At 65.3% G+C, this 14,916-nt stretch carries 14 protein-coding genes; 5 read left to right on the forward strand and 9 right to left on the reverse strand.

Going from position 1 to position 14,916, the window contains the following annotated elements; translation table 11 throughout:
• The first annotated feature begins 10 nt into the window (after positions 1–10).
• The 3 genes from AC1DQ3_RS25310 (at position 11) to AC1DQ3_RS25320 (ending at position 2,394) form a co-directional block, all read left to right on the forward strand.
• The gene (locus tag AC1DQ3_RS25310; protein WP_477122903.1) at positions 11–721 is read left to right on the forward strand and encodes an SGNH/GDSL hydrolase family protein; all 711 of its coding nucleotides are present in this window, start codon (positions 11–13) and stop codon (positions 719–721) included.
• 304 nt (positions 722–1,025) lie between these two features.
• Positions 1,026–1,607: a hypothetical protein gene (locus tag AC1DQ3_RS25315; RefSeq protein WP_477122904.1), complete on the forward strand. Its 582-nt coding sequence runs from the start codon at positions 1,026–1,028 to the stop codon at positions 1,605–1,607.
• Positions 1,608–1,788: 181 nt separating this feature from the next.
• Positions 1,789–2,394, forward strand: a complete 606-nt coding sequence (locus tag AC1DQ3_RS25320; RefSeq protein WP_477122905.1) for a J domain-containing protein — start codon at positions 1,789–1,791, stop codon at positions 2,392–2,394.
• A gap of 128 nt (positions 2,395–2,522) precedes the next feature.
• On the opposite strand, the gene aceB is transcribed toward AC1DQ3_RS25320, so the two are convergent.
• Both aceB and AC1DQ3_RS25330 read right to left on the reverse strand, forming a co-directional pair.
• On the reverse strand, positions 2,523–4,109 hold the full coding sequence (gene aceB, locus AC1DQ3_RS25325; RefSeq protein ID WP_477122906.1) for a malate synthase A: 1,587 nt from the start codon (positions 4,107–4,109) through the stop codon (positions 2,523–2,525).
• A 43-nt stretch (positions 4,110–4,152) separates the two neighbouring features.
• Complete coding sequence (locus AC1DQ3_RS25330; protein ID WP_477122907.1) at positions 4,153–4,854, reverse strand: haloacid dehalogenase type II; 702 nt, start codon at positions 4,852–4,854, stop codon at positions 4,153–4,155.
• 251 nt (positions 4,855–5,105) lie between these two features.
• Between AC1DQ3_RS25330 and AC1DQ3_RS25335 the strand changes: the two genes are divergently transcribed.
• Both AC1DQ3_RS25335 and AC1DQ3_RS25340 read left to right on the forward strand, forming a co-directional pair.
• The gene (locus tag AC1DQ3_RS25335; protein ID WP_477122908.1) at positions 5,106–6,056 is read left to right on the forward strand and encodes a substrate binding domain-containing protein; all 951 of its coding nucleotides are present in this window, start codon (positions 5,106–5,108) and stop codon (positions 6,054–6,056) included.
• 111 nt (positions 6,057–6,167) lie between these two features.
• The gene (locus tag AC1DQ3_RS25340; protein WP_477122909.1) at positions 6,168–6,602 is read left to right on the forward strand and encodes a universal stress protein; all 435 of its coding nucleotides are present in this window, start codon (positions 6,168–6,170) and stop codon (positions 6,600–6,602) included.
• Between the two features lie 213 nt (positions 6,603–6,815).
• Here the strand turns inward: AC1DQ3_RS25340 and aceA are convergent, their stop codons facing one another.
• The 7 genes from aceA to AC1DQ3_RS25375 form a co-directional block, all read right to left on the reverse strand.
• On the reverse strand, positions 6,816–8,111 hold the full coding sequence (gene aceA / locus AC1DQ3_RS25345; protein ID WP_477122910.1) for an isocitrate lyase: 1,296 nt from the start codon (positions 8,109–8,111) through the stop codon (positions 6,816–6,818).
• Between the two features lie 419 nt (positions 8,112–8,530).
• Positions 8,531–8,956: a gamma-glutamylcyclotransferase family protein gene (locus AC1DQ3_RS25350; protein WP_477122911.1), complete on the reverse strand. Its 426-nt coding sequence runs from the start codon at positions 8,954–8,956 to the stop codon at positions 8,531–8,533.
• A gap of 2 nt (positions 8,957–8,958) precedes the next feature.
• Entirely contained in the window at positions 8,959–9,456 is a 498-nt protein-coding gene (gene rraA, locus AC1DQ3_RS25355) for a ribonuclease E activity regulator RraA (protein ID WP_477122912.1), read from the reverse strand.
• Between the two features lie 72 nt (positions 9,457–9,528).
• On the reverse strand, positions 9,529–11,268 hold the full coding sequence (locus tag AC1DQ3_RS25360; RefSeq protein WP_477122913.1) for a thiamine pyrophosphate-binding protein: 1,740 nt from the start codon (positions 11,266–11,268) through the stop codon (positions 9,529–9,531).
• A gap of 74 nt (positions 11,269–11,342) precedes the next feature.
• Positions 11,343–12,602, reverse strand: coding sequence for an MFS transporter (locus AC1DQ3_RS25365; protein WP_477122914.1), 1,260 nt, complete (start codon positions 12,600–12,602; stop codon positions 11,343–11,345).
• Between the two features lie 157 nt (positions 12,603–12,759).
• The gene (locus AC1DQ3_RS25370) at positions 12,760–13,590 is read right to left on the reverse strand and encodes a LytR/AlgR family response regulator transcription factor (protein WP_477122915.1); all 831 of its coding nucleotides are present in this window, start codon (positions 13,588–13,590) and stop codon (positions 12,760–12,762) included.
• Positions 13,591–13,662: 72 nt separating this feature from the next.
• Positions 13,663–14,850: a sensor histidine kinase gene (locus AC1DQ3_RS25375; protein WP_477122943.1), complete on the reverse strand. Its 1,188-nt coding sequence runs from the start codon at positions 14,848–14,850 to the stop codon at positions 13,663–13,665.
• Between the last annotated feature and the right edge of the window lie 66 nt (positions 14,851–14,916).

Consider the following 14,916-nt stretch of genomic DNA (forward strand, 5'->3'; position numbering starts at 1 on the left):
GAGATCGCCCATGAACCAGCCGCTGCCCGCCGCCCCTGCCTGCGCATGCGCCGACCCGCTCCAGGTACTGGTCTATGCCGACTCGCTATCGTGGGGCATCGTGCCGGGTACGCGGCAGCGCCTGCCCTGGCCGGTACGCTGGCCAGGACGCCTGGAGCTTGCCCTGAACGGGCCGGCCACTGGCGTGCAGCGCCCCGTGCGGATACTGGAAGACTGCCTCAACGGCCGCCGCACGGCCTGGGACGACCCCTTCAAACCCGGCCGCAACGGCATCCAGGGCCTGGCGCAGCGCATGGAAATGCATGCGCCGCTGGCCCTGGTCATCCTGATGCTCGGCAGCAACGACTTCCAGTCCATGCACCCGCACAATGCCTGGCATGCAGCGCAAGGCATCGGCGCGCTGCTCGACACGATCCGCGGCGCGCCCATCGAACCCGGCATGCCGGTGCCGCCGGTGCTGGTGCTGGTGCCGCCGCCCATCACGACGCCGCGCGGGCCGCTGGCGCCGAAGTTCGCCGGGGGCGAGCACAAATGCGCCGGGCTGGCGCAGGCCTGCGAGGAAGTCTGCCGCGCGCGCGGTTGCGACTGGTTCGACACCGGCACGGTGATCCACAGCAGCGAGGTCGACGGCGTGCACCTGGATGCCGCAGAACATATCGCACTCGGCGATGCGCTGGCGCCCATTGTCGGCTCGCTGCTGGCGCCGGCGCGCGCCGCATAGCCGCAACTTCCGGCAGATCAAGGATTTCCCGGCATTACCATTTGTTCCATTTGTTCCATTTGTTCCATTTGTTCCATTTGTTCCATTTATTCCATTTGTTCCATTTGTTCCATTTGTTCCATTTGTTCCAATAGGCCACGGAAAAAATAGCGCTCCCGAAAATGATGTGCGAGATGCTACCCCTCCCAGACTTCAGCGAAAAGGACAGAAACCGCTTTTCGGATTGTTTCTATATCACCCCGACGCCCGGCGCCCATACCCTGCGAGCTTCAGTCACGATGATGGATCAGGGGAAGGAGCGTTTATGCCAGGACTAATCAAATGGATCAAAGGCATCGGGCGGGAGCGCCGGGCCATGGGTCGACATGAACAATATATCGAGGATGGGTCGGCGGCCGAAAGCACGCAGATCTGGCTGACATTCGAGGAATTTGTGACTCGTGAAAGATTCGTCCCTGAAGCCGGATATCTCGCGAACCGGTACCGGGAAGACATGCTGCGAAAGCTGGGGCACACGGCTGATATGCCTGCGGGAACGTCGTTCCTGAATGCGTTTCGTCGCGAAGACGGGACCTGTTTCGTTGCCTATTGGGTGTGGAAGGGCGGCAACATGTTTCATGGTCTGAAGCCATATTATTTCCCCGCTCATTCAGAGCTGGCAGGAGCCCAGGCCACGCAGGCCGATTTTGAAAATAGAATTTGCGAGGAAGAACACGAGCCCATGCAGGCGCACTCGATAAGCGTAAGCGAACTTCTGTCCCTGGCATCAGGGCATCACGATTCGCATAAATTAACCCAGCTCCTGTCTCAGATGGATGCCGCCACGATCAGTCATTTGACGACAACCAGCTCGAGTGCGAGACGGCACGGTATTGTGCTGGATTAGGATTCTGCCGCAATCAGGCCCCGTCGGCCTGGTCGTGCACGCTCAAGCGGTGCCATGCAGGGCATTGCTCTCACAGCAGGCGTGAGGTTCTGGCCGGCTCACCACGTCGACGTGGCGGCGACCGTGCTGGCGGGTCGCGACGTGCTAGGATAAACGCTCCCGCAGCAGCCGCCCCAGGCCCATGACCACCCTTTACGCGACCCTCGGCGTGCAATCGGACGCCACGATGGACGAGATCAAGCGCGCCTACCGCCGCGCCGCGATGAAGTGGCACCCCGACCGCAACCTTGGCCGCGAGGCAGAGGCGCACGCGGCATTCCAGGAAATCCGCGATGCCTACGCCATTCTTTCAGATGCCGGGCAGCGCCAGATCTACGACGAGGTATTCGAGCAGGAGATGCAGCGCTGGCAGGCCGAGCGCGAGGCGCGGGAAGAACAGGAGCGCGAGGCGCAACGCGAGGGCCAGCGGGTCGCGCAGGAGCGCTACGAGAAGATGGTCGCTATCGCGATGCGCTTTGCCGACGACGGCCACAACCGGGACGTCATCTTCGGCGTGCTGCTCGGCCGAGACTGCGAGGTGGAATTGGCGGCACGCGTCGCGGACAGCGCATGGGCCTTGCAGGAGTCGCGGCGGGCAAATGCGCCGGCCGCGGAAGCGCCTGACACCGAGGCCGCCCCGACACCCGCAGGGGCAGCGGCGTCAAACCCCGACGATGTGACGCGGCCCAGGCGTCACCCCGGCGCCTTCGATTCATTCTGGCATGGCTTGTTCGGCATCCGCTCGTAGCGGGGGAGCCATGTCACTCGGCGGTACTCTTGACGCCTGAGTCAGCTTGAAATAAAAAACCGCAGCACCAGGCTGCGGTCTTTAACGCCGAGGCGGAAAACCTCGTCAAGGCGGCTGTAACAGCCCGGTCAGATTTCTTCGTACAGCGGCAGCGTCAGGAACTCGGCAAAGTCCTCCGACGTGGACATCTCTTCGAAGATCTGCGCGGCGCGGTCATAGGTGCTGGTGTCGCCGCCAACGAATTCCTTGACCTTGGCCAGCTCTTCCGGGATCAGCGCGCGCACCATCGCGGCGGTCACCTTGCGGCCATCTTCCAGCTTGCCCTTCGGCGAGCGGATCCACTGCCACACTTGCGAGCGCGAGATTTCTGCGGTGGCGGCGTCTTCCATCAGGTTGTGGATGGGCACGCAGCCGTTGCCGGCCAGCCAGGAGCCGAGGTAGTGGATGCCGACGTTGATGTTCATGCGCAGGCCGGCTTCGGTGATCGGGGCTTCCGGCTGGAAGTCCAGCAGGTCCTTGGCCGCCACGTTGACGTCGTCGCGCTGCTTGTCGAACTGGTTGGGCTTGTCGCCCAGCACCGCCACGAATTCCTTCATGGCCGGCTCGACCAGGCCCGGGTGGGCTACCCAGCCGCCGTCGTAGCCGTCGGTGGCATCGCGCTTCTTGTCGTTGATGATGCCCTGCATGGCGATGGCGTTTTTCTCCGGATCGTTCTTGATCGGGATCAGCGCGCTCATGCCGCCGATGGCGGGCGCGCCGCGCTTGTGGCAGGTCTTGAGCAGCAGCAGCGCGTACGAGCGCATGAACGGCGCGGTCATGGTGACCTTGGCGCGGTCGGCCAGGCAGAAGTTCTTGTCGACCTTGAACTTCTTGATGCACGAGAAGATGTAGTCCCAGCGGCCGGCGTTCAGGCCGGCGCTGTGCTCGCGCAACTCATACAGGATTTCTTCCATCTCGAAGGCCGCCAGGATCGTCTCGATCAGCACGGTTGCCTTGACGGTGCCCTGCGGCAGGCCGCATTCGTTCTGGGCCATGACGAAGACGTCGTTCCACAGGCGGGCTTCGAGGTGGCTTTCCATCTTCGGCAGGTAGAAGAAGGGGCCGGCACCGCGTGCGATCTGTTCCTTGGCGTTATGGAACAGGAACAGAGCGAAGTCGAAGATGCCGCCGGAGACGCGCTGGCCGTCAATGGTGACGTGCTTTTCGTCCAGGTGCCAGCCGCGGGGGCGCACCTGCAGCGTGGCGATCTTGTCGTTGAGCTTGTAGTGCTTGCCGTTGGAGTCCAGCGTGAGCGTGCGGCGCACGGCGGCCTTGAGGTTGACCTGACCCTGCAACTGGTTGTGCCAGTTGGGGGTGTTGGAGTCCTCGAAGTCGGTCATGTAGCTGTCCGCGCCGGAGTTGAACGCGTTGATGACCATCTTGGCTTCCACCGGGCCGGTGATTTCCACGCGGCGGCAGTGCAGTGCCGGGGGCACCGGGGCAACCATCCAGTCGCCTTCGCGGATGCTCTTGGTTTCCGGCAGGAAGTCGGGCAGCTCGCCGGCGTCCAGGTGCCTGGTGCGCTCGACGCGGGCGGCCAGCAGTTGCTGGCGGCGCGGTTCGAAGGCGCGGTGCAGTTTGTCCACCAGGGCCAGGGCCGCCGGCGTGAGGATGTCTTCGTAGGCCGGCAGGATTTCGCCGGTAATCTTCATGCCCGCAGGCAGCGTGATGGCCATCAGTGTTCTCCTGTGATCGATGGTTGATTGAGGGTGCCTGCCGTCAAACCGCCGCACCGCGGGTGCGGGCGAATTCGAGCAGGTCGTTCATGTCGTGCCCGGTACCGGAGGGGCTCACGTCGAGCCGCTCCGCCGGATGACCGGCGCGATTGATCCAGAACGTGGTGTAGCCGTACCAGGTAGCGCCGCATGCGTCCCATCCATTGGACGAGACGAAGAGGATTTCCCCGGCCGGCACGCCGAAAGCCTTGGGGCCCAGTGCATAGGCTTCGGGCGCGGTCTTGTACATGCGCACCGCATCCACCGACAGCACGTGGTCGAACAGCCCGTGCATGCCGGCGCTCTTGACCGAGATGTCCAGCATCTCGGGATTGCCGTTGGACAGGATGCCCAGCGGCAGTCCGGCGGCCCGCAGGCGCTTGAGCGCCCCAAGGTTCTCCGGGAAGGCCGACAGGCAGGCGTATTCCTTGAGCATCTGCGCTTGCGCGGCGGGGTCCAGCATCAGTTCCAGGCGCTCGGCTGCATAGCGCAGCGCGTCCACCGTGATCGCCCAGAACGGTTTGTAGTATGCGCCGTCCGGAGCGGCCAGGGAGCGGATGCGGGTGTAGTCGATCTGCCGCTCGCGCCACAGCAGGGCCAGCGCTTCGCCCTTGCCCGGAAACAATTGCTCCGCGCGCGCGGTCACGGAATACACGTCGAACAGCGTGCCATAGGCATCGAAGACGACTGCGCGGATCTTGTGCATGAGCTGAAGCGGTTCCCTTGGGCAAGCCCGACAGGCCGGCGCAATGCGTGCAATGCGTGGGCCTGTACACCAATGAATGCATGCATTGTAGGGAGGCGTTGCGGTGCCGCAAAGTCGGCCCGGGTCACTTGATCTTTTACTTTTGCCCCACTAATCTTTGCAAACGCTGTAAAGAATAGGCACCAAATCCACCCCATTGCCTCACGCACCCTGATTTTTGGGTGGCATGCAGCACAAAACCGGCGAGCACCGTGGATCATTTCAAGCAACTGGAGACCTTCGTCTCCGTGGCCGCGCGCGGCAGCCTGTCGGCGGCGGCGGCGGCGGAGGGCGTGGCACCCGCCATCATCGGCCGGCGCATCGATGCGCTGGAAGAGCGCCTGGGCGTCAAGCTGCTGCTGCGCACCACGCGCAAGATCAGCCTGACCTTCGAGGGCTCGGCCTTCCTGGAGGACTGCCAGCGCATCCTCAACGACCTGCACAACGCCGAGGCCAGCGTCTCGGCCGGCGGCGTCAAGGCCAGCGGCCACCTGCGCGTGACCGCGCCGGCCGGCTATGGACGCAAGCACGTGGCACCGCTGGTGCCGCTGTTCATCGAGTCGCACCCGGACGTCACCATCACCCTGGACCTGTCCGACCGCGTGGTCGACCTCGTCAACGAGGGGTTCGACTGCGCCATCCGCCTGGGCGACCTGCCCGACTCCAGCCTGGTATCGATCCGCCTGGCCGAGAACCGGCGCGTGGTGGTGGCCTCTCCCGGTTACCTGTCGCGCCACGGCGTACCCGCCCTGCCCGAGGATCTGACCCGCCACAATTGCCTGGCCTTTGGCGTCAGCGCCAACGTCCAGCGCGGCTGGGCCTTCCAGCAGGAGGGGCGTCCCCTCACTGTCAAGGTAAGCGGCACCATGGAATGCTCGGACGGCGCGGTGCTCCACGCCTGGTGCCTGCAAGGCCACGGGCTGGCCTGGCGTTCATGGTGGGAGGTGGGCCAGGAGATCGCGAGCGGCCGGCTGGTCACGGTGCTCGATGCGTTCCAGGCGCCGCCGATCGGCATCCATGCCGTCTTTCCACAGCGCAAGCACTTGCCGCTGCGCGTGCGGCTGTTCATCGACCACCTGAAGAACACCTACGGAAACCCGGCTTACTGGCGGCGCGCGGAACAGGCTGCCGCCGCCAGGCCGCAACTTGCGGTCAATCAGTAATTCGATTTAAGCCAATGACGCATGCGCCACCCCTGCCTACAATGAAATCTGACAGGTGCCCTGCGACCTGCCCTCCCACACCCGTTCAACCGCGTCCCAAAGGAGTCCAGCATGTTCAAGCACATCCTGCTACCCACCGACGGTTCGGAACTGTCCAAGAAGGCCATCGACGGCGCGCTGGAGCTGGCCAAGACAATCAATGCGCGGGTCACCGCCTATGTCTGCCTGGAGGAATATCCCTATACGCCGTTCAGCGAGATCGTGGTTGAAGCGCCCCAGGCCTTCAAGGACCGCATCGAAAGCCAGGCCAAGCTGTACCTGAAGGAAGTGGAAACCGCCGCCAGGGCGGATGGCATCAGCTTCGACTCCGACATGAGCACCTTTGCGGTGCCCTACCTGGGCATCATCGACGCGGCCGAGCGCCATGGCTGCGACGTGATCTTCATGGCATCGCACGGCAGGCGCGGGCTGTCGGGACTGTTGCTGGGCAGCGAGACGCAGAAGGTGCTCACGCACACCGACATCCCGGTGATCGTGTACCGCTGAGCGCGGGCGCCAGCCCTGGCTTCAGCCGAACCCCGTTGAAAAAGGATGGCTGCCCGCATCGGGCGGCGTTCAGGCGGGGCATTGCCGGCTGCCGCCAAAAAGCAAAAAACCGCGCGGTCCCCCGAGAGAGACACGGCGCGGCGCCTGAATGAAGGGCGCGATGGTCGCGCGCCCTCCAGGTGATCCGGCTATTGATCCAGGAATGTAAAAGCTTCAGGCCACCTTCTTGTCGTCGAAGAATTGCTCGTCTTCGGTCGAACCCTTCAGAGCGGTCGTCGACGACTGGCCGCCTTCGATGGTCTGGGTCACGGCGTCGAAGTAGCCGGTGCCGACTTCGCGCTGGTGCTTGACGGCGGTGAAGCCCTTCTCGGCTGCCTTGAACTCGTTTTCCTGCAGTTCCACGAAGGCGCTCATCTGGTTGCGGGCATAGCCGTAGGCCAGGTTGAACATCGAGTAGTTCAGCGAGTGGAAGCCAGCCAGCGTGATGAACTGGAACTTGTAGCCCATGGCGCCCAGTTCCTTCTGGAACTTGGCGATGGTGGCGTCGTCGAGGTTCTTCTTCCAGTTGAACGACGGCGAGCAGTTGTAGGCCAGCATCTTGCCCGGGAACTTGGCGTGGACGGCTTCGGCAAACTTCTTGGCGAATTCCAGGTCTGGCTTGCCGGTTTCGCACCACACCAGGTCGGCCACTTCCGCGTAGGCCAGGGCGCGGGCGATCGATTGCTCGATGCCGGGCCTGGTGCGGTAGAAGCCTTCCACCGTACGCTCGCCGGTGCAGAACGGGCGATCGCGCTCGTCCACGTCGGAGGTCAGCAGGTCGGCGGCTTCAGCGTCGGTACGGGCGATCACCAGGGTCGGCACGCCGGACACGTCGGCGGCCAGGCGCGCGGCGGTCAGCTTGGCGACGGCTTCACGCGTCGGCACCAGCACCTTGCCACCCATGTGGCCGCACTTCTTGACCGAAGCCAGCTGGTCTTCGAAGTGAACGCCGGCGGCGCYCGCGTCGATCATGGACTTCATCAGTTCGAAGGCATTCAGCACGCCGCCGAAACCGGCTTCGGCGTCGGCCACGATCGGCGCGAAGTAGTCAGTGTCGCCCTTGCCTTCGCTCCACTGGATCTGGTCGGCGCGCTGGAAGGTGTTATTGATGCGGCGGACCACTTGCGGCACCGAGTTGGCCGGGTACAGCGACTGGTCGGGATACATTTCGCCAGCCAGGTTGGCGTCGCCAGCGACTTGCCAGCCCGACAGGTAGATGGCCTTCAGGCCAGCCTTGACCTGCTGCATCGCCTGGTTGCCGGTCAGCGCGCCCAGCGTGTTGACGAAGGGTTCGGTGTTCAGCAGGTGCCACAGCTTTTCGGCACCGCGGCGGGCCAGGGTATGCTCGATCTGCACGGAGCCGCGCAGGCGCACAACGTCATCAGCGGTGTAGTGACGCGCGACGCCCTTCCAGCGGGGGTTGGTATCCCATTCCTTTTGCAGCTTCTGAGCTTCGATTTCGCGGGACATTTCACTCTCCTAGTGATTGAGACGGGTATGGCATTGGAAACTTGCGACAGGCTTGCCGGACTGTGCTGCCGGCTTGCCGACCGGGCGCTTTCGGGGGGTACTTGCGAGGCTGGATCCTGCTTGCCTCGCCACCCCCTGTTTTTCGCCGTTCAGGTCATGTGTCTTATATAAGAGTGTAGGAAATGTCCCGCACCGCAACAGCTCCGAATGCAGCCTTCGCTTTGTTTTTTTCTTGTTTATAATCAATTGGTTGCGAAACATATTTCACGATGCGGCAAGTTATCCTCCATCATGAGAAATGGATGTTGTGCTTCGCACTTGCATTTTTTGCCGCACAAAACGACTTTCCGCATTGTGGAAATCGCGTGGCTGGCGCGGTGCGCCTGCGCCCGGGGCGGCGTGAGCCGCCCGGCAAGTCTTCAAGCTGCGGCGGACGGATCGTTTTCGCGGGCGCGCCGGTAGGCCACCCAGTCCCCGCAGGCGATCGGCGGCAGGCCGACGACCGCATCCTCCCCCACCGGATACAGCAGGCAGCGCACTTGCCGGTCCCCGGCCGTCACCGTGTGCTCCGCGCGGATGAATAGCGAGGCCTGGCCCGGATACACCTCCTCGATCTCATCGAGCACCGGCACCAGGGCGTCTTCGACCTCGTACAGGTCGCCGGCCACGCGGGGCGCGGCGGCATCCAGCACCAGGCCGGGATAGGTGCCAAAGTCATAGAGCCGGCCCGGCACGGTGGCGCCGCCGAGCAGGCGCGGCGCGGCAATGCCGTGCTTGCGCGCGGCCGCGTTGAGATCGTTGACCTCTCCCGTGCGCAGCGTGCCATAGACAAATACCACGGGCATGCTCAGCCCTCCAGCTTGCTGTCCGCCACCAGTACGCCATCGGCGTCGGCATAGATCCAGTTGCCGGGCCGCACCACGGCGCCGGGCATCTGCACCGTCACTTCGCGCTCGCCCAGATTGCGCTTCTGGCTCTTCTGCGGATGCAGGGCCAGGGCGCGCACGCCGATATCGCATACGGCAAGCTCGCCGCTGTCGCGCACGCAGCCATTGACGATGATGCCGGCCCAGCCGTTCTTCTCGGCCAGCACGCCGAGGTTGCCGCCCACCAGCGCACAGCGCAGCGAACCGCCGCCGTCCACCACCAGCACGCGGCCGTTGCCGGGCGACTCGACCGCTTCGCGCACCAGCGAGTTGTCCTCGAACAGCTTCAGCGTGGCGGCCGGGCCGGAGAACGCGGCGCGCTTGCCGAAATGTTGAAATACCGGCTCCAGTACACGAAGCGAGCCGTCGGCCAGGCGTGCCTCATTGGCATCGCAAAGATCGGTGGTAGCAAAGCGCATGAAGGACTCCCAGATCAGAAAGGTGAAACGCAAAGGCGAAAGGTGGAAAGGCAGAAAGGAGCATGCAAGCGGTCAGGACCCGCCCCGTGCGGCCAGCGCCTGGTCGCGTATGGCTGTCAAGGTAGTGCGCGGCGTAATCTGATCCGGGTCGATGCGGATCTCAATCAGGCTGGCAACCGGTGCGGCCAGCGCCTCGCGCAAGGCCGGCTCGAATTCTTCATTGCGGGTCACGACGGCGCCGCGCGCGCCGTAGGCCCGCGCCAGCGCGGTGAAATCGGGGTTGCGCAGTTCGGTGCCGCTTACGTGGCCGGGATACTCACGTTCCTGGTGCATGCGGATGGTGCCGTACATGCCGTTGTTGACGACGATGATGATCACGGCGGCGTCATACTGCATCGCGGTGGCCAGTTCCTGGCCATTCATCAGGAAGCAGCCGTCGCCCGCCAGCGCCACCACCGTACGGCCGGGGAAGGCGATCTTGGCGCCCACGGCCGCCGGCACGCCGTAGCCCATGGCGCCGCTGGTCGGCGCCAGCTGGCCACGACCGCCCCCGGCAAAGGGGCGATAGCGGAAATAGCGGTGCAGCCAACTGGCGTAGTTGCCTGCGCCGTTGGTCACCACGGCATCCGCGGGCAGCACGGCATCCAGTGTGCGCACGATGGCGGCCATGTCCACGCCCTGTCCGGCATAGGGCTGCGGCTCCAGGTAGGTTTCGTAGTCGGCGTGCGCGGCAGCGGTCCATGCCTGCCAGCGTGGCGCGGCCGGGGCATCGAGCTGGGCCAGCCGTTTCGCGATGGCCGGCATCGAGGCCTGCACCATCAGGTCGGCCTGGTAGACGCTGCCCAGCTCCTCGGCGCCCGCATGGACATGGATCAAGGCCTGTGCCGGCCGCGGCGCGGCCAGCAGCGCATAGCCGCCGGTGGTCATCTCGCCCAGGCGCGGGCCGATGGCCAGCACCAGGTCGGCGGCGCGGATGCGTTCGGCCAGCTTCGGGTTGATGCCGATGCCGACATCGCCCGCATAACTGGCGTGGCGGCTGTCGAACAGGTCCTGGAAACGAAAGGCGCAGCCCACTGGCAACTGGTAGCGTGCGGCAAAACGCTGCAGGTCCTGGCAGGCCTCGGGCGTCCAGCCACTGCCGCCGGCAATCACAAAGGGCCGTTGCGCGCTGGCGAGCATGCCAGCCAGGCGGGCCAGGTCGGCCTCCCCCGGCCAACTCATGACGCGCTGGTAATGCGCCAGCTGGGTCGCCGCAACCTGCTGGGCCAGCATATCCTCCGGCAGCGCCAGCACCACCGGCCCGGGCCTGCCGGAGGTGGCGGTCTGGTAGGCGCGCGCGATGTACTCCGGAATCCGCTCGGCCCGCTCGATCTGCGCCACCCACTTGGCCATCTGGCCGAACATGCGGCGGTAGTCGATCTCCTGGAAAGCCTCGCGATCGGCAAAGTCGCTGCCGACCTGGCCGATAAAGAGAATCATCGGCGTGGAATCCTGGTACGCCGTGTGCACGCCGATGCTGGCATTGGTGGCGCCGGGGCCGCGCGTGCAGAACGCCAGGCCGGGCTGCCCGGTCAGCTTGCCATACGCTTCGGCCATGACCGCCGCGCCGCCCTCCTGCCGGCAGATCACGAAGCGCAGGCGGTCGCGCCGCGCGTGGAAACCGTCGAGCACCGCCAGGTAGCTCTCGCCGGGGACTCCGAACGCCAGTTCGGCGCCGTGCGCCAGCAGCGCATCGACCAGGATCTGGCCGCCCGGCTGGGATAGCGGCACCCCGTCGGGGGCGGATTGCGACGTAGCGTCAGGATTGGCCATGGGCAGCGGACAGTTGATGGTTCCGTGCGGAACCGTGGATCAGGGAAGCGGGACCGGCACAGGCGCGCAGCGCGTCAGCCGGCAGCCGCGCGGCTGCCGCCCGCTGCGCGGCGCGCGCGATTGCCATTGCCCACCGTGACGGCGGTGAAGATCGCCAGCATCTGGAAGGCGCCGATCATGAAGAAGACCCAGCTCGGCCAGTGCGCGTCCATCAACATGCCGAAGAACAGCGGCCCACTTGCCAATCCGATATCCAGGCCGGAGTAGACCACCCCATAGACCCGCCCGGTGGCGCCGGCCGGCGCGGCGGCGCGCACCAGCAGATCGCGCGACGGCCCGGCCGTGCCGGCGCCGAAGCCGATCACGCCCATCAGCACCGGCACCATCACGCCCGGCACCACCCCCAGCCCGACGACGATGGCGACGCAGCCCGACAAGGTGAAGCTCATCGCGATCAGGCGGTCGTGGTTGCCGGTGCGGCCCGCGGCGAAGCCGCCCACGATCATGCCGCCCGCGCTGCACAGCATATAGACGGTGTAGGACGCGGTGGCCAGCGTCAGCGGCATGCCATAGAGCTGGGTCAGCGCGGTCGGCGCGAAACTCTGGATGCCGGAAAACGAAAAGGTGGTGACCAGGAAGAAAGCCCAGCAGATCCACACCTGCGGCAGCTTGAGAAATGCCAGCATGCTGCCGCCCGCCCTGGCCGCGGCAGGCCTGGACGTTGCGCCGGCACCGCCGCGCGGGTCGAGCACGTGGCGCAAGGCCAGCAGCACCGCCAGCACGCCGAAAGCCACCACCGAGGCGCAGGCCAGCGCCGTGCGCCAGTTGCTGAGTTCGGCAATGGTCACCAGGAAGATCGGCGCGGCAGCCCAGCCGAGGTTGCCCGAAATGCCATGCACCGAGAACGCATGGCCCAGCCGTGGCTGCGACACATGTTTGTTGAGCAAGGTGAAATCGGCGGGATGGAACACGCCGTTGCCGATCCCGGCCATGCCGGCGCCGAGCAGCAGCAGCGCGTAGCTGGGACTGACTGACAGCAGCAAGGCTGCCGTGCCCAGCAGCGCCAGGCCGCCGAACAGCACCGGCCTGGCACCGACGCGATCCACCACGAATCCCGACGCGGTCTGCACCACCGCCGAGACCGCAAAGAACACCGTCATCAGCAAGCCCAGTTCCGCGTAGCTCAGGCCGAACTCGGCCTTGATCCATGGAAACAGGGGCGCCAGCAGCAGATGGAAGAAGTGGGAAACGCCGTGGGCCAGCCCGACCAGGCCAATAACCTGGGCATCGTGGCGCAGCGGATTGCGAACGGGATCGAGAGTGGCGGCAGTCATCGGGCGGCTATCCTGCTGGGCTTGGCGCGCCGGCCACGGCTGTCCGGCCAGGTCCTGGACCAGGGGACCGAGGCGCGCTGCGAAACCAGCATCATAGAGTAAAACCACCTACGGCAGGAGTGCCCTGCGCACGACATCCGCTCGTTACATCCACTCGTTACATCTGCTTGAACAGATAGGCGTACTGGCGTGCCACCGGCAAGGTCTCGGCGCGATTGCGCAGCTTGAGCGCGAGTCGTCCAAGTGACTGGTTCACGGCGCTGGACACGCAGTCGATATTCACCACCGTGCCACGATGGATCTGCCAGAAGCGCTCCGGATCGAGCTGCTGCGACAACTCGCGCAGGCTGGTGCGGATCAGCGCTTCGCCGCTGGCGGACACGACGTTGACGTACTTGTCGGTCGCCTCCAGGTAGATCACTTCATCCACCGGGATGATGCGGATCTCCTGCCCGACCAGCGCCTTGATAAACCGCAGGTAACCATGCTGGGGCGAGCCTGCTTGTGCCTGTTGCACTGGCGAGCCACCCGGCTCCAGCGTCTCGAGCCGGGCCAGCAATTGCGCCAGGCGATCGGTGTCGAGGCCGGCGCCGCCCTCCTCGCTCGCCTGCGTATTGGCCGCCAGCCTGGCCTTGAGGCGGTGCACGGTGGCCTCCAGCCGGTCGGACTGCACTGGCTTGAGCACGTAATCGACCGCCTCGCGCTCGAAGGCTTCCAGCGCAAACTGGTCGTACGCCGTGACGAACACCACCAGCGGCGGCGGATCGAACGTCATCAGCTCGTGCGCCACCTCCATGCCGCTCATGCCTGGCATGCGGATATCGAGGAAGGCCACCTGGGGCGCATGTTGCCGGGCCGCCTCCAGCGCGGACACGCCATCGTGCACCACGGCAACGATCTGCGCCTCGGGCCAGAGACTGGACAATTCGGCATGCAAGGCGCGCGCGAGCAGCGGCTCGTCGTCGGCGATCAACAAGGTCGGGGACATGGAAGCGGCAGTAAGGAGGCGGATCGGTCGAGACAGCGGTTGCGTTTGAGGCGGCCGCGGCAGTCAGCCGCCTCAGGAATGGGAAACGCCTGGCACGGCACGGGTAACGGGGGCCATCCCGAATCCGGCTGCGGCATTGACCGGCGCCGTTGCGGTTGCCGGCACGGCGGCTTGCGCCGGTATCCGCGCGACGGGCAAGGTCAGCCGGACAATCACGCCGCGCGGCGTGTTTTCTTCCATCTGCATGCTGGCGGCGACCCCGAAAATACGTGCCAGGCGCTCGCGCACATGGGCCAGGCCCAGCCCGGAGCCCTTGGTCATGGCATGCCCGAATCCAACCCCGGTATCCCGGATCATGACCTGTACCGCGTTGTCGCCCTGTGCGCGTGCCGACAGCACGATACTGCCGCCACGCATGCATGGCTCGATGCCGTGGGTGACCGCATTCTCCACCAGCGGCTGGATCAGCATGGGCGGAATCTCCACTTCGGCCAGTTCGGGCGGAAGCTCGAACTCATAGGTCAGGCGCTTGCCGAACCGAAGTGCCTGGATGTCGAGATAGCTGCGCAGCAGTTCGAACTCCTGGCGCAGCGTGCACTGCTCGGCGCGCGTATGCGACAGCGACATGCGCAGGAAGCCGATCAGCCGCTGCAGCAGCCGCCGGGCGGCCTGCTGGTCGGTGGCGATCAGGCAATCCAGGTTGGCCAGGGAGTTGAACAGGAAGTGCGGCTCGATCTGCGCCTGCAAGGCCATCAGCTGCGCGCGCACCAGTTGCTTTTCCGCCTCCTCGCGCTGCAGGGCGTCGAGCGCGGCCTGCCGCTCCAGGTGGGCCAGCTTTTCCCGCGACCAGTAGAAGTAGATCATGCTGGCCGAAGCGAGCATGCCCACCACCAGGCACATGCGCAGCGTGTCGGCGGCTTCCTCGAAGGACTTCGCCGGTTCGTTCAGGAGAACGCGTGTCGCCCAGCTGCCCATGATCACGCCAAGCGGCACGGCAACGCCGGTCAGGCACAGGAAGGGCCAGCGCCTGGGCCGGTCGTTCCACCAGATCAGCACGCGGGCGACATCGATCAGCAGCCAGATCGACAGGCCGATCAGTTGGCTGTAGACGAAGTTGTGCCACAACGAGCCGCCGGTGCGGAAGCCATAGTTGAGGCTGACCGCGATCATGGTGTTGATGCACAGCACGAACAACAGGTCACGCGCGAGGATCGAGATCCGGGAAGGAATGGAGGCGGGGCAGCGATCTAGCCGATCCAGCGATTTCATATGGGCAAGGCCTCCCTGCGCGACGGGTGAAATGGCGCCGGTCCTGCCGGCACTAAC

The organism is Cupriavidus sp. 01T418, assembly GCF_056398885.1.